Origin of the sequence: Streptomyces montanisoli (genome assembly GCF_017813245.1) — a bacterium.
In the GTDB taxonomy this organism is placed as follows: domain Bacteria; phylum Actinomycetota; class Actinomycetes; order Streptomycetales; family Streptomycetaceae; genus Streptomyces; species Streptomyces montanisoli.
In genome coordinates this window covers 1-20,576 of record NZ_JAGIQL010000120.1, presented here as the reverse complement: position 1 = coordinate 20,576, position 20,576 = coordinate 1, and the positions used below count along the sequence as shown (strand labels likewise).

The 20,576-nt window shown below is 71.7% G+C and carries 13 protein-coding genes and 1 tRNA gene; 7 read left to right on the top strand and 7 right to left on the bottom strand.

The features are described from left to right. Both JFN87_RS24005 and JFN87_RS24000 read right to left on the bottom strand, forming a co-directional pair. On the bottom strand, positions 1–1,039 hold a 1,039-nt coding region (locus JFN87_RS24005), incomplete at its 3' end, for an ankyrin repeat domain-containing protein (protein ID WP_209343111.1). 38 nt (positions 1,040–1,077) lie between these two features. Further along, positions 1,078–1,971 carry a hypothetical protein gene (locus tag JFN87_RS24000; protein WP_209343109.1) on the bottom strand — a complete coding sequence of 298 codons (894 nt, stop codon included), beginning with the start codon at positions 1,969–1,971 and terminating at the stop codon, positions 1,078–1,080. Positions 1,972–2,187: 216 nt separating this feature from the next. Between JFN87_RS24000 and pepN the strand changes: the two genes are divergently transcribed. From pepN to pyk, 4 genes are all read left to right on the top strand, one after another. Next, a complete protein-coding gene (gene pepN / locus JFN87_RS23995) occupies positions 2,188–4,695 on the top strand; it encodes an aminopeptidase N (protein ID WP_209343107.1) in 2,508 nt (835 codons plus the stop codon). A 210-nt stretch (positions 4,696–4,905) separates the two neighbouring features. Beyond that, on the top strand, positions 4,906–6,360 hold the full coding sequence (locus JFN87_RS23990; RefSeq protein ID WP_209343105.1) for a pyridoxal phosphate-dependent decarboxylase family protein: 1,455 nt from the start codon (positions 4,906–4,908) through the stop codon (positions 6,358–6,360). Further along, complete coding sequence (locus JFN87_RS23985; RefSeq protein ID WP_209343102.1) at positions 6,357–7,799, top strand: lysine N(6)-hydroxylase/L-ornithine N(5)-oxygenase family protein; 1,443 nt, start codon at positions 6,357–6,359, stop codon at positions 7,797–7,799. Before JFN87_RS23990 ends, JFN87_RS23985 begins: the two co-directional genes overlap by 4 nt. A gap of 170 nt (positions 7,800–7,969) precedes the next feature. After that, entirely contained in the window at positions 7,970–9,406 is a 1,437-nt protein-coding gene (gene pyk, locus JFN87_RS23980) for a pyruvate kinase (protein WP_209343100.1), read from the top strand. Between the two features lie 14 nt (positions 9,407–9,420). Here the strand turns inward: pyk and JFN87_RS23975 are convergent, their stop codons facing one another. Further along, a complete protein-coding gene (locus JFN87_RS23975) occupies positions 9,421–10,203 on the bottom strand; it encodes a transcriptional regulator (RefSeq protein WP_209343098.1) in 783 nt (260 codons plus the stop codon). Positions 10,204–10,312: 109 nt separating this feature from the next. Further along, positions 10,313–10,387, bottom strand: a tRNA-Leu gene (locus JFN87_RS23970). A 99-nt stretch (positions 10,388–10,486) separates the two neighbouring features. Between JFN87_RS23970 and JFN87_RS23965 the strand changes: the two genes are divergently transcribed. Beyond that, the gene (locus JFN87_RS23965) at positions 10,487–11,131 is read left to right on the top strand and encodes an ANTAR domain-containing response regulator (RefSeq protein ID WP_030909234.1); all 645 of its coding nucleotides are present in this window, start codon (positions 10,487–10,489) and stop codon (positions 11,129–11,131) included. A 49-nt stretch (positions 11,132–11,180) separates the two neighbouring features. On the opposite strand, the gene JFN87_RS23960 is transcribed toward JFN87_RS23965, so the two are convergent. Together JFN87_RS23960 and JFN87_RS23955 are read right to left on the bottom strand one after the other, a co-directional pair. Continuing rightward, entirely contained in the window at positions 11,181–11,702 is a 522-nt protein-coding gene (locus JFN87_RS23960) for a hotdog fold thioesterase (protein ID WP_209343097.1), read from the bottom strand. A gap of 66 nt (positions 11,703–11,768) precedes the next feature. Beyond that, complete coding sequence (locus tag JFN87_RS23955) at positions 11,769–14,102, bottom strand: FdhF/YdeP family oxidoreductase (protein WP_209343096.1); 2,334 nt, start codon at positions 14,100–14,102, stop codon at positions 11,769–11,771. Between the two features lie 207 nt (positions 14,103–14,309). Here JFN87_RS23955 and polA point away from each other — a divergent pair, with 207 nt between their 5' ends. Continuing rightward, on the top strand, positions 14,310–17,021 hold the full coding sequence (polA, locus tag JFN87_RS23950; protein ID WP_209343095.1) for a DNA polymerase I: 2,712 nt from the start codon (positions 14,310–14,312) through the stop codon (positions 17,019–17,021). Between the two features lie 241 nt (positions 17,022–17,262). Continuing rightward, on the top strand, positions 17,263–19,110 hold the full coding sequence (locus JFN87_RS23945) for a lytic transglycosylase domain-containing protein (protein WP_209343094.1): 1,848 nt from the start codon (positions 17,263–17,265) through the stop codon (positions 19,108–19,110). A 362-nt stretch (positions 19,111–19,472) separates the two neighbouring features. On the opposite strand, the gene JFN87_RS23940 is transcribed toward JFN87_RS23945, so the two are convergent. Continuing rightward, a partial coding sequence (locus JFN87_RS23940) for an ATP-dependent helicase C-terminal domain-containing protein (RefSeq protein ID WP_282961657.1) occupies positions 19,473–20,576 on the bottom strand: 1,104 nt, incomplete at its 5' end.

Genomic DNA, 20,576 nt, shown 5'->3' with positions numbered 1-20,576 from the left:
CCCGCACCACCGCGGCCGCCACCCGCGCGCTCCCGCCCCCGGGCGGCAGCCCCGCCGCCACCTCCCGCACCACCGCGAGAGCACGCGGCGACACGGCCGCGGGATCCAGCTCCGCCACCACGTCCAATCCGAGCGTCCGCCGCGACGCGTCGGCCGCGCCGCACCACACCGCCGCCACCTGAAACGTTTCCTCAGCCGGCAGCGCCACCATCGCGCGCACCGCCTCACGCCAGTCGTCCCGCGCCGGATCCCCGCAGCTCAGCGCACGCCGCGCCAGCTCCTCGTAGCCGACAGGCACGCCGAGCTCGCGTTCGAGCACCGTCGCCACCGCCGCGTGCCCCGTCCCCGCCGCACGTCCCGCGACCACCACCCCGTCCCGCACCAGCTCCACCGCGACCGTCTCCGCGCCGTCCACCACCGACCGCCGCACCACCGCCTCGAAACCCGCGCCGTACGCCGTGAGCAGCCCCTTCCGCAGCTCGTGCTCCACGTCACGGCCCAGCCAGTGCCGCGCCTCCGCCAGCGCCGCCTCCCGCCCGCCCGGATCCCGCACGCCCGCGCCGTGCCGCAGCAGCACCCGCACCGCCGCGACCGACCCGCGCCGCGCCGCGAGCACCAGCGGACGCTCCCCGCCCGGCCCCGGCAGATCCGGATCGGCGCCGCCCTCCAGCAGCGCCCCCAGCGTCCCGGCGAACCCCTGCACCGCCGCCCACGCCACGGCCGTGAACCCGTACGCCTCCCGCGCGTCCGGCTCGGCGCCCGCCGCGAGCAGCGCCCTGACGACCTCCGTGTGCCCGCCGCTCGCCGCCCCGCACAGCGGCAGGTCACCGCCGTCGGGGCCGCACGCCCGCCGCGGATCGGCGCCCGCGGCCAGCAGCAGCCTGACCGCCCCCGGCCGGTCGCTCACCGCCGCCGCGTACAGGACGCTCTGCCCGTCGCCGTCCACCGCGCCCGCCACATCCGCCGCCCCCGCGCGCACCAGCCGCACCAGGGCGTCGTCCGCGCCCGCGTACACCGCCGCGAACAGTTCCTCGTGCATGCCGCCGTCTCTGTTGCCGTCCCAGGATCCTCAGATGCCTAGGTGTCGCACTCCAGCACCGTGCGGCACAGACCGCACCGCGCCCTGACCCGCCCCCGCACCGGTACCCGGATGCGCTGGTGGCATGTGGGACACGCGAACGCCACCCGCGGCCCGTCACGCAGCGCCTCGAACATGTACGGCGCCGCCGGGTCCGCGAGGACGCCGGGATGGTCGAGCGCGTACCTGCGCTCCTTGACGTAGCGGTGCCTGCCCAGCCGGCCCGCCGTCGTCAGCGGGGGCTGCCGCTCGTCGCGCAGCGCACGCGCGCTGCCCCGCGTGTACGCCTCGTACCCCTGCGGGCTCGTGAACCAGACGCGCGGGTCCTCGCCGAACACCGCCGCACGCTTCGCCAGCACGTACCCGAACTCCTCGGGCGTCAGGTAGCCGAGCTTCTGGCTGGAGTCCCGGTCCTCCCGGTAGGCGTCGAGCAGCAGCCACCCCGCGCCCAGGTACGTCGTCGCCGTGTCCGTCAGGATCTCGTTGGCGGCCGTGCCGGGGAACGTCAGGTCAAGACGGTGCAGCAGCACATGCGTGATCTCGTGCGCCAGCGCCGCCCCGATGTCCCTGCGGTGGCTGCGGAACCGGTCGTTCAGCTCGATGAAGTACTCGGGCCCCGCCGTCAGCTCCACGTTCGCCGCGTGCCGCATCTCCCGGAAACTCACGATGATGCGCGCGTCCGGCAGCCGCAGCTGCCGCACCAGCGCCCTCGCCACCCGCTGCGTGCCCAGATGGAGATCGTCCGCGTCGGCGAAGGCGACGTCCGCGGGCGCCACGCTCGGCGCGTACGACCGCACACCGTCGGGCGTGAGCCGCCGGTAGAGCGCCGTGATGGCCGCACGCGCGGTGTCCAGATGCGGAAAACCGTGTACGACCTCGCCGCCGTTCGCCACGCCCGTACCCCCTACACCCGTCCCGGGCCCGCCAGGACCGGCCTCCCGCGCACCGGCCCGATCGCCTCCACTGTACGGCGGCCCGCGCCACCCGGCCTCGCCCCGCGCCACCCGCCCCGGCCCTACGCCCCGCGGCGGGGCGCGCGCAGCGAGCCCCGCGCACCAGTGCGACCGACCCCACTGCGCGCGCCCACGCCCATCGGGCAGCATGTCCCCATGTCCGTACTGACGCGCGACGAAGCGCGAACCCGAGCACAACTGATCGACGTACACCGGTACACCGTCGCCCTCGACGTCACCACCGGCAGCGAGACCTTCGACTCCCGCACGGTCATCCACTTCACCGCGCACACCGCCGGGGACACCTTCGTCGAGCTCAAGCCCGCCACCCTGCGCGCCATCACCCTCGACGGCGAGCGACTCGACCCCGCGGCCCTCACGGAGAACCGGTACCCGCTCACCGGCCTCACCCCCGGCGAACACGAACTGCGCGTCGACGCGGACATGCGCTACTCACGCACCGGCGAAGGCATGCACCGCTTCACCGACCCCACCGACGGCGAGACCTACCTCTACACCCAGCTGTTCATGGAGGACGTCCAGCGCGTCTTCGCCGCCTTCGACCAGCCCGACCTCAAGGCCGTCTTCGAGGTGTCCGTCACCGCACCCGAGGCGTGGACCGTCCTCGGCAACGGCGTCGCCACCCACACAGGCGAAGGCCACTGGACCCTCGCCCCGACCCCCCTCGTCTCCACCTACCTCGTCGCCGTCGCCATCGGTCCCTGGCACTCCGTACGCACCGAACACGCCGGCATCCCCTTCGGCATCCACTGCCGGCGCTCCCTCGCCCCCCACCTCGCCGAGGACGCCGACGAGATCCTCGACATCACCCTCGCCTGCTTCGACCGCTACCACGAGAAGTTCGACGAGCCCTACCCCTTCGACTCCTACGACCAGGCGTTCGTCCCCGAGTTCAACGCCGGCGCCATGGAGAACCCCGGACTCGTCACCTTCCGCGACGAGTTCATCTACCGCTCCGCCGTCACCGACACCGAACGCCAGACCCGCGGCATGGTCATCGCCCACGAAATGGCGCACATGTGGTTCGGCGACCTCGTCACCCTCGCCTGGTGGGACGACATCTGGCTCAACGAGTCCTTCGCCGAGTACATGGGCTACCAGACCCTCGCCGAAGCCACCCGCTTCCGCGGTACCTGGACCGACTTCGCCATCGGCCGCAAACCCTGGGGCTACGACGCCGACCAGCGGCCCACCACCCACCCCGTCGCCCCCGCACACGACGCCGTCCCCGACACCGCGTCCGCCATGCTCAACTTCGACGGCATCTCCTACGCCAAGGGCGCCTCAGCGCTGCGCCAACTCGTCGCCTGGCTCGGCGAGAAGGACTTCCTCGCCGGCGTCAACCACCACATCACCCGCCACAAGTACGCCAACGCCACCCTCGCCGACTTCGTCGACAACCTCGCACGCGCCACCGACCGCGACGTGCACGCCTGGGCCGACGCCTGGCTGCGCACCACCGGCGTCGACACCCTCACCCCGGCCGTCACCACCACCTCCACCGACTGGACACTCACCGTCACCCACCGCGGCAGCCGCCCCCACCACATCGCCGTCGCCACCTACGACCACGACATCGCCGGCACCGAACGCCTCGTCGCACGCGACCGCGTCGAACTCGACGTACCCGCCGACGGCGACGCGGCACCCACCACACTCCCCGGCCGCCGCCCCGCACTCACCGTCCTCAACGACGCCGACCTCTCCTACACCAAGATCCGCCTCGACGCCGCCTCCTGGGACACCGCACTGCGCGCCCTGTCCACCATCCCCGAACCCCTCACCCGCGCCGTCGTGTGGAACGCCGCACGCGACATGGTCCGCGACGGCGAACTCGCCCCCGCCGCCTACCTCGAAGCCGCCCGCACCCACCTCCCGCACGAGAGCGACCTCGCCGTCGTCCAGGGCGTCCTCGCCTTCGCCACCGGCCAGATCGCCGGCCGCTACACCAGCCACGAGCAGCGCCCCGCCGCCCTCGCCACCATCGCCGCCCTCTGCCGCGACCTCATCCGCCGCACCGAGGACGGCACCGACCCCGGCCTGCGCCTCACCGCCGTACGCCACTTCATCGACACCGCCACCCAACCCGACGGCATCCACGACTGGTACACCAGCGGACACGTACCCGGCGGACCCGAACTCGACCCCGAACTGCGCTGGCGCACCCTCACCCGCCTCACCGTCCTCGGCGCCGCACACGAGAAGGACATCGCAGCCGAACTCGCCCGCGACCCCAGCGCCACAGGACAGGAAGGCGCCGCACGCTGTCGCGCCGCATTGCCCCAGGCCGAGGCCAAGGAAGCCGCGTGGGCCCGCCTGTTCGAACAGGACGACCTCTCCAACTACGTGTTCACCGCCGTCGCCCAGGGCTTCTGGCAACCCGAACAGGCCGACCTCGTCGCCCCGTTCGTCGAACGCTACTTCCCCGCCGCCGTCGACCTCGCCCACCGCAGGGGCCCCGCCATCGCCGAAGCCGCGGGACGCCACGCCTTCCCCGGCCACGCCGTCGACGAGACCACACTCCGCCTCGGCACCGCATGCCTCGACACCGCCGACATGATCCCCGCACTGCGCCGCAAACTCGCCGACCAACTCGACGACCTCCGCCGCGCCCTCCACGTCCGCAACGCGCACACCGCCTGACCACCTTCACCGCCGTACGGCTCCGAGTACCGCACGCACCCCGACACACACCGCCGGTGGTGACGCACGCCCCCGCCGTGGCGCGCGTCACCACCCGCATCAGGCACCGTCCGCGCCGGCCCTCGGAGACGTACAAAACCCGCCAGGGCAATACCCCATCCGGGTGCCGATCGTTGGACACGGTGACTCCGTCCACGCAGAAGGGCCAGGATGACCACGCCGCCGCACCCCCCGACCCCCGGCACCGGCCTGCCGCCGCTCGCGGGCGGCAGCCACGGCCCCGACGCGCTGCGGCCCCTCGTCGCCACCGTCCTCGACGCACTCGCCGCGGGCACCGCGGAACGCCAGGGCAGGCCACTGCCCGCAGGCGGCCCCGACGCCACCGCCGCCCGGGTACGCGCCGCCGCCACCCCCGTACTGCCCGGCGAAGGCGCGGGCGCGGGCGAAGCCCTCACCACCCTCGTCCAGGCACTCGCCGCCGGCGCAGCCGACCCCGCACACCCTTTGTGCGCCGCCCACCTGCACACCCCGCCCCTCGCCCTGGCCGTCGCCGCCGACCTCGCCGCCTCCGCCCTCAACCAGTCACTCGACTCCTGGGACCAGGCACCCGCCGCCGCGGAACTCGAAGCCCTCGTCACCCACGCACTCGCCCTCGAGGTCTACCCGGGCACCCCGCCAGACGCCACGCCCGACGCCGTCGTCACCACCGGCGGCACCGAATCCAACCAGCTCGCACTCCTCCTCGCCCGCGAACGCCACGCACCCGCGGGCGGCCGCCTCCAGGTCGTCACCGGCGCAAACACCCACCACTCCCTCACCCGCGCCGCCTGGCTCCTCGGCCTCCCCGAACCCGTCACCGTCCCCGCACCCCGCGGCACCCTCGACCCCGCAGCCCTCGACGATGCCCTCAGCACACTGCGCGGCCCCGTCCTCGTCGCAGCCACCGCGGGCACCACCGACACCGGCGCCATCGACCCGCTCCCCGCCATCGCCGACCTCTGCGAACGCCACGGCGCCGAACTCCACGTCGACGCCGCCTACGGCGGCCCCCTCCTGTTCAGCGACCGCCGCGCCCCCCTGCTCGACGGACTCGACCGCGCCCAATCCGTCACCCTCGACCTGCACAAACTCGGCTGGCAACCCGTCGCCGCCGGCCTGCTCGCCGTACCCGGCACCGAGATGCTCGCCCCCCTCGCCCACACCGCCGACTACCTCAACGCCGACGACGACACCGACGCCGGGCTGCCCGACCTCCTCGGCCGCTCCCTGCGCACCACCAGGCGCCCCGACATCATCAAGATCGCCGTCACACTCCGCGCCCTCGGCCGCAGCGGACTCGGCACCCTCGTCGACCACCTCTGCGACACCGCGGAGGAACTGGCCGAGGCCATCGACAAACACCCCCGACTCGAACTCCACGAACACCCCACCCTCACCACCGTCCTCTTCCGCCCCACCGGCGCCAGCGACACCACCGTCGCCACCATCCGCCGCACCCTCCTCACCGAAGGCACCGCAGTCCTCGGCAGAGCCCGCGCGGACGGCCGCCTCTGGCTCAAAACCACCCTGCTCAACCCCCACACCACCCCCGACGACCTCGCCGCACTCCTCACCCGAGTGGAGACACTCGCAGACACCCTCGTGGAAGGCAGCACACCCCGATGACCGGCACGCCCACCCCGCCGCACACCGCAGGCACCCCCGCCACACCCGCGGCCGAACCCCCCAAAGACCTCGTCGGCATCGGCATCGGACCCTTCAACCTCTCCCTCGCCGCACTCGCCGACGGCATCCCCGGCGGCATCGAAGCAGCCTTCTACGAACAGAACCCCGGCTTCAGCTGGCACCCCGGGCTCCTCATCGACGGCGCCACACTCCAAGTCCCCTTCCTCGCCGACCTCGTCACCCTCGCCCAGCCCGCGAGCCCCTGGTCCTTCCTCTCCTACCTCCGCGCCATCGACCGCCTCTACCCCTTCTACTTCTCCGAACGCTTCCACATCCACCGCACCGAATACGACGCCTACTGCCGATGGGTCAGCGCCTCCCTGCCCACACTCCACTTCGGCCACCAGGTCGACGCCGTCCGCTGGAACCACGAACGAGCCCTCTTCGAAGTCGACTTCACCGGACTCGACGCCGACGGCGAAGCCGAAGCACTCGGCCGCACCTACACCCGCAACATCGCCCTCGGCATCGGCACCGCCCCCCACGTACCCGAACCACTCAAAACACTCGCCGACATCCCCACCGTCCCCGTCATCCACTCCTCCGACTACCTCCACCACCGCGAACAACTCCTGCGCGCCCGGCACATCACCATCATCGGCTCAGGACAATCAGGCGCCGAGATCTTCCTCGACCTCCTCCGCGCCCGCCCCACAGGCGCCGAACACCTCCACTGGCTCACCCGCACCCCCGGCTTCGCCCCCATGGAGTACTCCAAACTCGGCCTCGAACACTTCACCCCCGACTACACCCACTACTTCCACCAACTCCCCGAACACACCAGGAACGACCTCGTCCCGCGCCAGTGGCAACTCCACAAGGGCATCGACCAGGACACACTCGCCGCCATCCACGACGAGCTCTACCGCCGCACCCTCCAGGGCGGCTGGCCCGAAGCCGTCCTCACCCCCGGCGTCAACGTCCGCACCGCGGGACGCGTCGCCACCACCCAGATCGAACTCCACCTCGAACACACCCAGCAGAACACCCGCTCACGCCTCACCACCGACGCCGTCGTCCTCGCCACCGGCTACCGGCAACGCCCCGCCGACCGCCTCCTCGCCGGCCTCGACGCCTACATCCGCCGCGACTCACGCGAACGCCCCCGCATCGACGAACACCACAGGATCGTCCTCGACCCCGCCATCAGCGGATCCGTCTACGTGCAGAACGCCCAGCTCCACACCCACGGCGTCGGCACCCCCGACCTCGGCCTCGCCGCCTGGCGCAGCGCCACCATCCTCAACCACCTCACCGGCACCACCCCCTACCCGCAGCCGTCCAGGACCGCCTTCACCACCTTCGGCCTCCCCGGCCAGGACCGGCACGCGACAGCGCCCCCGCCGCGCGGACTCGTCCCCCTCGTCGAACCCGCCTGAACGGACGGCCCGCCTCCGTCAACAGAGAGTGACGAAAAGGGCCCCGAACGCGCTCATCGGAGCGGTCCGCCGCACACTTCAACACTTGGCAACAGGCTTTCACCCAAAGGATGTTGACCCGCAAGGCCAGGCCAACCTTCTACCGATCGGTAAGGACTACGCTCGGTTGCATGCGCCGAGCGAAAATCGTCTGCACCCTGGGCCCCGCGACCGACTCGTACGACCAGATCAAAGCACTGGTCGAAGCCGGCATGGACATCGCGCGCCTCAACCTCAGCCACGGCACCTACGCCGAACACGACGACCGCTACCAGCGCGTACGCAAGGCCGCCGAAGAAGCCGGCCGCAGCGTCGGGATCCTCGCCGACCTTCAAGGCCCGAAGATCCGACTCGGCCGCTTCACCGAAGGCCCCGTACTGCTTGAACGCGGAGACACCTTCACCATCACCGTCGAACCCCACCACGGCGACCGCCACACCTGCTCCACCACCTACGCCGGGCTCGCCGCCGACGTCACCACCGGTGAACACATCCTCGTCGACGACGGCAAGGTCACCCTCCGCGTCAACTCCGTCGACGGACCACGCGTCCACACCACCGTCGTCGAAGGCGGCATGATCTCCGACCACAAGGGACTCAACCTCCCCGGCGTCGCCGTCTCCGTCCCCGCCCTCTCCGGCAAGGACGTCGAAGACCTCCGCTGGGCACTGCGCACCGGCGTCGACGCCATCGCCCTCTCCTTCGTGCGAAGCGGCCACGACATCGACCCCGTCCACCGGATCATGACCGAAGAAGGCGTACACCGCCCCGTCATCGCCAAGGTCGAGAAACCCCAGGCCGTCGACAGCATCGAGGACATCGTCGCCGCCTTCGACGGCGTGATGGTCGCCCGCGGCGACCTCGGCGTCGAAATGCCCCTCGAAGACGTCCCCATCGTCCAAAAGCGCACCATCAAACTCGCCAAGCGCAACGCCAAACCCGTCATCGTCGCCACCCAGATGCTCGACTCGATGATCGACAACTCCCGCCCCACCCGCGCCGAAGCCTCCGACGTCGCCAACGCCGTCATCGACGGCACCGACGCCGTCATGCTCTCCGGCGAGACCAGCGTCGGCAAACACCCCGTCGAGACCGTCCGCACCATGGCACGCATCGTCGAAGCGGCAGAGGAGGACGTACTCGCCAAGGGCCTGCCGCCCCTGACGGCAAGCAGCAAACCCCGCACCCAGGGCGGCGCGGTCGCCCGCGCGGCCGCCGAAATGGGCGACTTCCTCGGCGCGAAGGCCCTCGTCGCCTTCACCGAATCAGGCGACACGGTCAAGCGCCTCTCCCGCTACCGCTCGCCCATCCCACTGCTGGCCTTCACACCCGACCCCGCCACACAGGCCCAGCTCAACATGGTCTGGGGCGTCGAAACCTTCCTCGGCCCGCACGTCGACTCGACCGACGCGATGGTCGAGCAGGTGGACGAGATGCTCCTGCGCCTGGGCCGCTGCCAGAAGGGCGACACGGTCGTCATCACGGCCGGCTCCCCGCCCGGCGTCCCCGGCACGACGAACATGGTCCGGGTCCACCACATCGGCGAGGACGACAGTCCGAAGCGGTAGCGAGCCGCGCTCGCTCAGTGCTTCGGGCCGATATGGACGTCCATCAACGCGACGGACGCCCGCCGGGCCACGGATATGTTCTGCACGCCGCGATTCCTGTGGCAGGACTTCCACTCCACGCCGACCAGGTCGAGGGTCTCGGTGTAGAGGCGCAGAACGTCGGTGGATCGGTTGGTGAAGAGGTACCGCGGATACTCGTACCGCTTCCGGACCCCGGCGACCACGCGTGTTGTCCAGTTGGTGATGCGGCAGCCGTCGGAGTGCACCAACCCGCGCAAGAATGCCCAGGGATGGGCGGTCACGATGTCCTGCTGCCACCGTTCGAGGACGATCGGCCGCTCGTGCTTCTTGCCGGGTCCGTGCTGCGGGAACAGGCAGGGCCAGTGCCGGTCGTAGCTGCCCACCTCCACGCAGCCCTGCTTCTGAGTGACCCAGACGCCGTTCTCCGGCCGTACGGCACTGACGGCGGCGGTGCACAGCGCGATCAGACCGGGCCAGGCGTCGGCGCAGAAGATGCGTAAGTTGTACCCCTTGCGTCTCTGGGGGCTGATGCAGCCGTCGCCCAGGTAGAGACCGAGAAGGTACGCATAGGCGGCGACGTCGGGCGGCGAGGCGGGGAGCGCCGCGCAGCGGAAGCATGGCCGTGTCTGCGCAGACAGGCGGGGCTTTGGCTCCGGACTGGCGAGCCAGGAGCGGAGGGCGGATCGCGAGACGCCGGTCTGCTTGCTGACGGCGTTGAGGCTCAGGCCCTGCCGGGCCAAGGACAGGGCGCGGCTGCGCGTGCTGGCGTCGTACATGTGGCCGATAGTGAAGTGCCCGTGATACCGGGAAAGCCGACCGACAGGAGAATCGCCCGATCGCGTGATCTGTCGAATTCGAGGGGTAACCTTCGAAAAGAAGGAAAAGTGCCCCAGGTGGGACTCGAACCCACACTGTCCGCTGTTTGAGAGCGGCCTCTCTGACCGATTGGAGTACTGGGGCCTTGGAATCAGAGGGGCTGCGGTGCCCCGCCGAAACTCACCTTATCGCAGATCGGTAGGCTCATGGTGAGCAGCACCCCGCCGTGAATCGAGGAGCCCCGTGACCACCCCCGACTCGCCACAGCCCGTCGAGGACGACGACACGTCGCACGTTCCGCCGATGACGACGCGTGTCGTCATCGCCGAGGACGAGGCGCTGATTCGTCTCGATCTCAAGGAGATGCTCGAAGAGGAGGGGTATTCCGTCGTCGGTGAGGCCGGGGACGGGGAGCGGGCCGTGGAGCTGGCGCGGGAGCATCGGCCGGATCTCGTGATCCTCGATGTGAAGATGCCGGTGCTCGACGGGATCTCGGCGGCCGAGCGCATCGCCGCCGAGTCGATCGCGCCGGTGCTGATGCTGACGGCGTTCTCGCAGCGTGATCTGGTGGAGCGGGCGCGGGACGCCGGGGCGATGGCGTATCTGGTGAAGCCGTTCAGCAAGTCGGACGTGGTGCCGGCGATCGAGATGGCGGTGTCGCGGTTCGCGCAGTTGCGTGCGCTGGAGCGTGAGGTCGTGGACCTGACGCAGCGGCTGGAGACGCGGAAGCTGGTGGACCGGGCGAAGTCGGTGCTGCAGACGCAGTACGGGCTGACGGAGCCGGCGGCGTTCCGGTGGATTCAGAAGACGTCGATGGATCGCAGGTTGTCGATGCAGCAGGTGGCCGAGGCGGTCATTCAGGACGCCGAGGAGAAGAAGGCGAAGTAGGAAGTGGCGGGGCGGGCTTGGCGCGCGGATGCGCGCCAAGCCCGGTGGGTCACGCGCCGGGGCCGGTGTTCTTGGGCGCCGCCGGGGCGTCCCGCAGGAGGCAGGTGAGGCGGGCGGTGCAGACGCGCCGTCCTTGTTCGTCGCTGATGACGATCTCGTGGGTGGTGGTGGAGCGGCCGCGGTGCACGGGGGTGGCGACGCCGGTGACGGTGCCCGCGGAGAGGCCTCTGTGGTGTGTGCAGTTGAGGTCGACGCCGACGGCGATCTTGCTGCTGCGGCCGTGCAGCATGGCTCCGACGGAGCCGAGGGTTTCGGCGAGTACGGCGGACGCGCCGCCATGCAGCAGTCCGTAGGGCTGGGTGTTGCCTTCGACAGGCATGGTGCCGGTGACGCGGTCGGCGGATGCTTCGGTGATCTCGATGCCCATGCGGGTGCCGAGGTGGCCGGCGGAGAAGAGTGCGGCGAGGTCGATGCCGCTGGCCGCGTATTCGTCGATGATGTCCTGCGGGAGCTTGGGGCCTGTGGGGCCGGCCCCTGTGCCGGGTCGGTCCCGCTCGTGTGTGTCGGCCATGGGTCCGCTCCGTTCCTGTGCGTGCGTGTCCTGTGCGTGTGTGCCTGCTGTCGTGATTATCGGAAGTTACTGGTCAGGCGTGGCGGCCGGGGGCACGGGGACCTCCGGGGCCCCGTCCGCCGGTTCGAAGCGCACGATGACGGATTTGCTGGCGGGGGTGTTGCTGGCGTCGGCGGTGGCGCCGAGGGGGACGAGGACGTTGGTCTCGGGGTAGTAGGCGGCGGCGCAGCCGCGTGCGGTGGGGTAGTGGACGACGCGGAAGCCGGGTGCGCGTCGGTCGACGCCGTCCTTCCATTCGCTGACGATGTCGGTGAGGGAGCCGTCTGCGAGGCCGAGTTCGCGTGCGTCCTGGGGGTTGACGAGGACGACGCGGCGACCGTCGTGGATGCCGCGGTAGCGGTCGTCGAGGCCGTAGATGGTGGTGTTGTACTGGTCGTGGGAGCGCAGGGTCTGGAGCAGTAGCCGGCCGGCGGGTACGCGTGGGTGTTCGACGGGTGCGTCGGTGAAGTTGGCCTTGCCCGTGGTGGTGGGGAAGCGGCGTTCGTCGCGGGGGGCGTGGGGGAGGGCGAATCCGCCGGGGCGTGCCACGCGCGCGTTGTAGTTCTCGAATCCGGGGACGACGCGTGCGATGCGGTCGCGGATGGTGGCGTAGTCCTTTTCGAAGTCCTCCCAGGGTGTGCGGGAGGTGGTGCCGAGGACGGCGCGTGCCATGCGGGCGACGATGGCGGGTTCGGAGAGCAGGTGGGTGGATGCGGGGGGCAGGTTGCCGCGGGAGGCGTGGACCATGCCCATGGAGTCCTCGACGGTGACGATCTGCTTGCCGCTCGCCTGTTCGTCGCGGTCGGTGCGGCCGAGGGTGGGGAGGATGAGGGCGCGTGCGCCGGTGACGGCGTGGGAGCGGTTGAGTTTGGTGGAGACGTGGACGGTGAGGCGGGTGGTGCGGATGGCCGCTTCGGTCACGTGGGTGTCGGGGGTCGCGGCGACGAAGTTGCCGCCCATGGCGAAGAGGACTTTGGCGTCGCCGTCGCGCATGGCTTCGATGGACCGTACGACGTCGTGGCCGTGGTGGCGTGGTGAGGTGATGGCGAATTCGCGGTCGAGTGCGTCGAGGAATTCGGGTGCGGGCCGTTCGAAGATGCCCATGGTGCGGTCGCCCTGGACGTTGGAGTGGCCGCGTACGGGGCATACGCCCGCGCCGGGGCGGCCGATGTTGCCGCGCAGCAGGAGGAAGTTGACGACTTCCCTGATGGTGGGCACGGAGTGCTTGTGCTGGGTGAGGCCCATGGCCCAGCAGACGATGGTGCGCCGGGAGGCGAGGACCATCCGGTGGGCTTCTTCGATGTCTTCGCGGGTGAGGCCGGTGGCGGTGAGGGTTTCGTCCCAGTCGGCTTCGCCGGCGGCTTTGGCGAAGGCGTCGTAGCCGTGGGTGTGTTCGTCGATGAAGGCCTGGTCGACGGCGCCCGGGGTGTCGAGGATGAGTTTGTTCAGGAGCCGGAAGAGTGCCTGGTCGCCGCCGATCCTGATTTGGAGGAAGAGGTCGGTGAGTGCGGTGCCTTTGAGCGCGCTGCGCGCCGTCTGGGGGTTCTTGAACCGTTCGAGTCCGGCTTCGGGCAGCGGGTTGACGGAGATGATCTTCGCTCCCGCGGCTTTCGCCTTCTCCAGTGCGGAGAGCATGCGGGGGTGGTTGGTGCCGGGGTTCTGGCCGGCGACGATGATCAGGTCGGCGTGGTGGATGTCCTCCAGGGAGACGCTGCCCTTGCCGATGCCGATGGTTTCGGCGAGTGCGGTGCCGGAGGATTCGTGGCACATGTTGGAGCAGTCGGGGAGGTTGTTGGTGCCGAATTCGCGGGCGAAGAGCTGGAGGAGGAAGGCGGTCTCGTTGGCGGTGCGGCCCGAGGTGTAGAAGAGGGCTTCGTCGGGGGAGTCGAGGGCGCGCAGTTCCTCGGCGATGATCTCGAAGGCCTTTTCCCAGGTGACGGGGTGGTAGTGGCCGTCGCCTCCGGGGGTGTCGCCGCGTTCGAGGAGGACGGGCTGGGTGATGCGTCCTTGCTGGCCGAGCCAGTAGCCGCTGCGGGTGGCGAGGTCGGACAGCGGGTGGGCGGCGAAGAACGCGGGGGTGACCCGGCGGAGGGTGGCTTCTTCGGCGACGGCTTTGGCGCCGTTCTCGCAGAACTCGGCGATGTGCCGGTGTTCGCCTTCGGGCCAGGCGCAGCCGGGGCAGTCGAAGCCGTTCTTCTGGTTGACCTTGAGTAGGGTGCGTGCGGTGCGCGCGGCGCCCATCTGCCGTTGCGCGATGGTGAGGCTGTGGCGTACGGCGGGGATGCCCGCGGCCGCGTGCTGGGGCGGGGCGGTCCTCGGGGCGTCCTGGGCGGGGTCGTCGGCCGGGGGCTTGCTGGCCATGCGTGGTCTCTCTTCCTGCCGGGTCCCGCTGGGGGCCCGTTCCGGAGCGGTTCCCGGAAGTCGATTGTCTACAGTATTCAATCCTATGTGTCCGTGACCTGATGCGGCGGTGATCTCGGCACGGATGTGAGGCGCCCCACCGCCCGCGGCGGCTGCCCGGGCGGCCGGCGGTCGGGATTGTCAGTGGGGCGTGGCAGGATCGGAGCCGTGGCTGAGACAGCATCGAAGAAGACCGCGCAAGACCGTCCTCGCCTGCTCCTCATGGACGGGCACTCCCTGGCGTACCGGGCGTTCTTCGCGCTGCCCGCGGAGAATTTCACGACCGCCTCGGGCCAGCCGACGAACGCCATCTACGGCTTCGCGTCGATGCTGGCCAACACGCTGCGCGACGAGGCGCCCACGCACTTCGCGGTGGCCTTCGACGTGTCGCGCAAGACGTGGCGTTCCGGGGAGTTCCCCGAGTACAAGGCCAACCGCTCGACGACACCGGACGAGTTTAAGGGACAGGTCGAACTCATCGGCGAGTTGCTCGACGCGATGCACGCGGAGCGTTTCGCGGTCGAGGGGTTCGAGGCGGACGACATCATCGCCACGCTCGTCACGCAGGCGGAGGCCGAGGGGTTCGAGGTCCTGATCGTCACGGGCGACCGGGACTCCTTCCAGCTGGTCAGCGAGCACACCACGGTGCTTTACCCCACCAAGGGCGTCTCGGAGCTCACCCGCTACACCCCCTCCAAGGTGCAGGAGAAGTACGGCCTCACGCCCGCCCAGTACCCCGACTTCGCGGCCCTGCGGGGCGACCCGTCGGACAACCTGCCGGGCATCCCCGGCGTGGGCGAGAAGACCGCGGCGAAGTGGATCAACCAGTTCGGGTCGTTCGCCGACCTTGTCGAGCGCGCCGAAGAGGTCAAGGGCAAGGCCGGCCAGAACTTCCGCGACCACCTGGAGTCGGTGAAGCTCAACCGCCGTCTGACGGAGATGGTCAAGGACGTGCCGCTGCCCAAGGCCGTCACCGGGCTCGCGCGCGAGCCCTACGACCGCTCCGCCCTGACCGGCGTGCTGGAGACGCTGGAGATCCGCAACCCGAGCCTGCGCGAGCGGCTGCTCGCCGTCGACCCCGGCGCGGCTGAGGCCGAGCCGCCCGCGCCCGCGCAGGGCGTCGAGCTCGACGGCTCGGTGCTCGGCTCGGGCGAGCTGGCGCCCTGGCTCGCGGAGCACGGCGCGGTGCCGCTCGGCGTCGCCACGGTCGACACGTGGGCGCTCGGTACGGGCAACATCAGCGAGATCGCGCTGGCCGCCGCGGACGGCCCCGCCGCCTGGTTCGACACCACACAGCTCGACGAGGCCGACGAGCGCGCGTTCGCGGCCTGGCTCGCCGACGCCGGCCGCCCCAAGGTCCTGCACAACGCGAAGAACGCGATGCGGGTGCTGCCCGAGCACGGCTGGCGGATCGAGGGCGTCGGCATGGACACCGCGCTGGCCGCCTACCTCGTCAAGCCGGGCCGCCGCTCCTTCGCGCTCGACTCGCTCGCCGTGGAGTACCTCGGCCGAGAGCTCACCCCGCCCGCCGCGGCCGACGGCCAGCTCGCGTTCGGCACCGACGAGCGTGCCGAGGCGGAGGCGCTGATGGCGCAGGCCCGCGCGGTGCTCGACCTCGGGGACGCGTTCGCCGAGAGGCTCGCCGAGGTCGGCGCGACCCGCCTGCTCGACGAGATCGAGCTGCCGACGTCCGCGATGCTTGCCCGCCTCGAACGGCACGGCATCGCCGCGGACCGCGCGCACCTCCAGGCCATGGAGCAGCAGTTCGCGGGCGCCGTGCAGCAGGCGGTCAAGGAGGCGCACGCGGCGGTCGGGCGCGAGTTCAACCTGGGATCGCCCAAGCAGCTCCAGGAGGTCCTCTTCGGCGAGCTCGGCCTGCCGAAGACGAAGAAGACCAAGACGGGCTACACCACCGACGCCGACGCGCTCGCCTGGCTCGCCGGGCAGACCGAGCACGAGCTGCCCGTGCTCATGCTGCGCCACCGGGAGCAGGCGAAGCTGCGGGTCACCGTCGAGGGCCTGATCAAGACCATCGGCGGGGACGGCCGCATCCACACGACGTTCAACCAGACCGTCGCGGCGACGGGCCGGCTGTCCTCCACCGACCCCAACCTGCAGAACATCCCCGTCCGTACCGACGAGGGGCGGGCCATCCGCCGCGGGTTCGTCGTCGGCGAGGGCTACGAGTCGCTGATGACGGCCGACTACAGCCAGATCGAACTGCGCGTGATGGCCCACCTGTCGGAGGACGACGGCCTCATCGAGGCGTTCACGTCCGGCGAGGACCTGCACACCACGGTCGCCTCCCAGGTCTTCTCCGTCTCCAAGCCGGCCGTCGACCCGGAGATGCGCCGCAAGATCAAGGCGATGTCGTACGGCCTCGCCTACGGCCTCTCCGCGTTCGGCCTGTCCCAGCAGCTGGGCATCGAGGCCGCCGAGGCGCGCGTGCTGATGGAGAACTACTTCGAGCGGTTCGGCGGCGTGCGCGACTACCTGCGCCGCGCCGTCGAGGAGGCGAGGGCCACCGGCTACACCGAGACGATGCTCGGCCGCCGCCGCTACCTGCCCGACCTCAACAGCGACAACCGCCAGCGCCGCGAGGCCGCGGAGCGCATGGCGCTCAACGCGCCGATCCAGGGCACGGCCGCGGACATCGTCAAGATCGCGATGCTCCGGGTGGAAAGCGCCCTGGCCGAGGCGGAGCTCACCTCCCGCATGCTGCTCCAGGTCCACGACGAGATCGTGCTCGAGGTCGCGCCCGGCGAGCGCGACCGCGTCGAGGAGCTGCTGCGCCGCGAGATGTCGGCCGCGGCCCAGCTGCGGGCCCCGCTGGACGTCTCCGTCGGCTCGGGCACCGACTGGGAGTCCGCGGCGCACTGACCCAAGGCGCCCGCCCCGCAGGGTGGGTGGCGCGACCGGCCCCGGCGGCCGGCCTCGCCACCCACCCTTTGCGTTTCCTGTGCGCGAGGCCGCGACGATCCCGTGGGGCGACCGAAACTCACAGGTGGCGAAGTGGTGAAAAGCGGTCAGGGGGCGCTGTGCTGCGGCCGCGCGGTGTCGTAGGGTCACCTGAGTCAAAGCGCGGTAACGCGGACTCCGGTCTGGGGGAGGGTCATTCGTCATGGCAGCGCTATTCGGTCGCAGGCTGCGCAGAGGAGCGACCAGCACGGCCGTCGCCGCCGTCGCCATCGCGGCACTCTCCGCCTCCCAGGCCCCCGGCGCCACGTCGGCGCTGTCGGGCGGCCCGAGCGGCAGCGGCGGACGGCAGCCCGCGGGCGACGCCCAGGACCGTACGCCCGACACCGCGAGCGGCGACTCGCAGTACTACAAGGATCTCCCGCCGCTCAACTCGCCGATCCCGCAGCCTGATTCCTCCACCACCGCCACCGGCTCCCCGGCGTCGGGCATCCCGGCGACGGTCCTCGACGCGTACAAGAAGGCGGAGGCGAGCCTCAGGGAGACCAGCCCGCAGTGCCGCCTGCCGTGGCAACTGCTCGCCGCCATCGGCAAGGTCGAGTCGGGGCAGGCGCGCGGCGGCGAGGTCGACTCCCGCGGCACCACACTGCGCCCCATACTCGGGCCCGAACTCGACGGGCACGGCTTCGCGAACATTCCGGACACCGACAACGGTCTGTACGACCAGGACAAGGTCCACGACCGTGCCGTCGGCCCGATGCAGTTCATCCCCGGCACGTGGCGGACCTGGCAGCGCGACGGCAACCACGACGGCGTCAAGGACCCCAACAACATCTACGACGCGGCCCTCGCCACCGGCGCCAAGCTCTGCGCCGGCAACCAGGACATGTCCGTCCAGGCCGACATGAACGCCGCGATCCTGAGCTACAACCACTCGCAGAAGTACCTCGACACCGTCCTGTCGTGGTTCGAGTACTACAAGAAGGGCACGCACCAGGTCCCCGACGGCACGGGTGTCCTGCCCAGCGGGTCAGGGCCCGGGTCCCTCGACCCCACGTCCCCCGTCACGACCGTGCCGCCCCTCCCGCACGTCGTCACCCACACGCCGAGCCACCACCCGTCACCGTCCCCGTCGCAGGACATTCCGAAGTCCGGGCACACCGCGTCGCCCTCGCCCGACCCCGGCGACTCGACGAAGCCCAGCGAGCCGTCCACGCCCCCGAAGGACGGCGGCTCCACCACGCCGCCCGACAAGCAGACGCTGGCGAAGCTGGAGAAGAAGGCGGGCGACGGACTGTCCGCGATCGCCGGCACCGAGTTCGGCGGCCACGCCGAGGTCCGCGCGCTGGACGCGAAGGGCAAGCCCATGGCCGGCGTCAGGGTCACGTTCCTGATCACCGGCGACACCGACGCGCGCTTCGACGGCGGCGCGGCCACGGCCACCGCCACCACGGGCAAGGACGGCACGGCCGGCGCCCCGGCGGTCAAGGCCGGCGACAAGCTGGGCGACTTCGCCGTGCGGGCCACCGCGGGCGCCGCCCCGGCCGTCGACTTCAAGGCGGCGGTCACGGTCCGCACCGCGGACACGCTCGTCTACCTCGGCAAGAACGGCGACCAGAGCGCCGCGCCCAGCGCCGAGTTCGCCAACCCCATCGCGGTCAAGGCCACCCGCGGCGGCGACGCGGCGGGGAAGGTCGCCGTGACGGCGACGATCCTCACGGACAAGGGCGCGCCCGCGCCGGCCGGAGCGCCGTCCTTCACGTCGAAGGACCTCAAGCCCGGCCCACACGAGGTGAAGCTGACGACCGCCGCCGACGGCACGCTGACGCTCCCGAAGCTCGTCGCGGGCAAGGACGCCGGCACGTACGAGGTGAAGCTGACGGCCGAGGGCGGCGGCAGCGTGACGGTCCCGGTGAAGGTCGCCGCGCCGACGACGCCGACCGACCCGCCCTCCGGCGGCTCGTCCGGCGGATCGTCGGACGCACCGTCCGGCGGGGCCTCGGACGCACCGTCCGGCGGGGCCTCGGCGTCCCCGTCCACCTCGGCGAAGTAGCCCGCCGACCGCACGCGAAGCGCCCGCCGCCGCCCCGACCACCCGGCCGGGGCGGCCGTGGACGTGCACACCGGCGTCCCTCGATGAGCGTCGCTCGATGAGGTCGGGCGCCTACGCGGCACGCGGACAAAGGGGGCGGTGCGTCACCTCGACGGCCGCTGTACGGGGCGGCGCGTGCATCGCCCGCGCCGAGCGGGGCGGCGGCACCGGCTGCGCCCCTGCCGGGTGGGCACAAACCTCGACCGAGCCGTGCCGCGCGGCATCTGACCGTGCCGGGCGGCTGATATGCGTGCGCCTGGGGCATGCCGTGCGAGGCGTCGCCCGCCGGGCCCGCGTCCGCGCGGCGCGTACCGCGCCCCGCCTCACCGGCCGCGGGGCCGTACCCGCCGTGTCGCTTCCGCCGTCGACGGGTCCTCGGGCCATGGGTGGCGCGGGTAGCGGCCGCGCAGTTCCGCGCGCACCGCGCGGTAGCCGTCCCGCCAGAACGACGCCAGGTCCGCCGTGACCGCCGCCGGGCGCCCCGCCGGGGACAGCAGGTGCACCAGCACCGGCACGCCCGCGACCCGCGGCGTCTCCCTCAGCCCGAACAGCTCCTGCAGTTTCACCGCGAGCACCGGCTGCTCGCCGCCGTACTCCACCCGTACCCGCGATCCGCTCGGCACCTCGATCCGCTCGGGCGCCAGCTCGTCGAGGCGCCCCGCCTCGCCCGACGCCCACGGCAGCAGCCGCCGCAGCGCCTGGCCCGCGTCCAGCCGCTCCAGGTCGGCGCGGCGCCGCGCCCGCGACAGCTCGGGTTCGAGCCACTCGGCCGCCCGGTCCCGCAGCGCACCGTCCGACACGTCGGGCCAGCCGCCGCCCACCGCGCGGTGCAGGAACGCCAGGCGGTCCCGCAGCTGACGCGCCTCACGCGTCCAGTGCAGCAGGCCGAACCCCTCCCGCCGCACGCCGTCGAGCAGGGCCTCGCGCACCAGCGCGGGAGCCGGGTCCCTGAGCGGTCTGACGGTCAACTCCACGGCCCCGAGCCGCTCCACGCCCCTGGCGAGCACGTCACCGCCCTCCCAGCGCACCTCGTCCCCTGTCGAGCGCAGGGCGCCGGCGACGTCCAGCGCGGTGCCCTCGTCGATGACCGCGGCCAGCCGGACCCGCGCCATCGACGCCGTGGCCGGACGGTCCGCGACCGCGACCGCCAGCCACTCCTGCCCGCGCAGCCGCGACCCGTCGCCCAGCTCGGCGCCCGTCCCCGACACCATGAGGAACGCGCCGTCCCCCTTCGCCCGCGCCACCCGCTCGGGAAACGCCAGGCCCGCCACCAGGCCCGCCACGGCGTCATCTCCTGTGGCTCCCGTGGCTCCTGTGGCTCCCGTGGCGCCGCCGCGCCGCCCCCGCGCGCCGCCGGGCAGCGCGCCCTCCAGGCGCCGCACCTCCTGGCGCCACCGCGCCCCGTACGCGTCGGAGCCCGAGCGGGC

Bases quoted from the DNA above. Each gene is read 5' to 3' on its own strand.
- pepN (WP_209343107.1), top strand. From the start codon at position 2,188: ATGTCCGTACTGACGCGCGACGAAGCGCGAACCCGAGCACAACTGATC.
- JFN87_RS23955 (WP_209343096.1), bottom strand. From the start codon at position 14,102: ATGGCCAGCAAGCCCCCGGCCGACGACCCCGCCCAGGACGCCCCGAGG.
- JFN87_RS23960 (WP_209343097.1), bottom strand. From the start codon at position 11,702: ATGGCCGACACACACGAGCGGGACCGACCCGGCACAGGGGCCGGCCCC.
- JFN87_RS23990 (WP_209343105.1), top strand. From the start codon at position 4,906: ATGACCACGCCGCCGCACCCCCCGACCCCCGGCACCGGCCTGCCGCCG.
- JFN87_RS23975 (WP_209343098.1), bottom strand. From the start codon at position 10,203: ATGTACGACGCCAGCACGCGCAGCCGCGCCCTGTCCTTGGCCCGGCAG.
- pyk (WP_209343100.1), top strand. From the start codon at position 7,970: ATGCGCCGAGCGAAAATCGTCTGCACCCTGGGCCCCGCGACCGACTCG.
- JFN87_RS23985 (WP_209343102.1), top strand. From the start codon at position 6,357: ATGACCGGCACGCCCACCCCGCCGCACACCGCAGGCACCCCCGCCACA.
- JFN87_RS23945 (WP_209343094.1), top strand. From the start codon at position 17,263: ATGGCAGCGCTATTCGGTCGCAGGCTGCGCAGAGGAGCGACCAGCACG.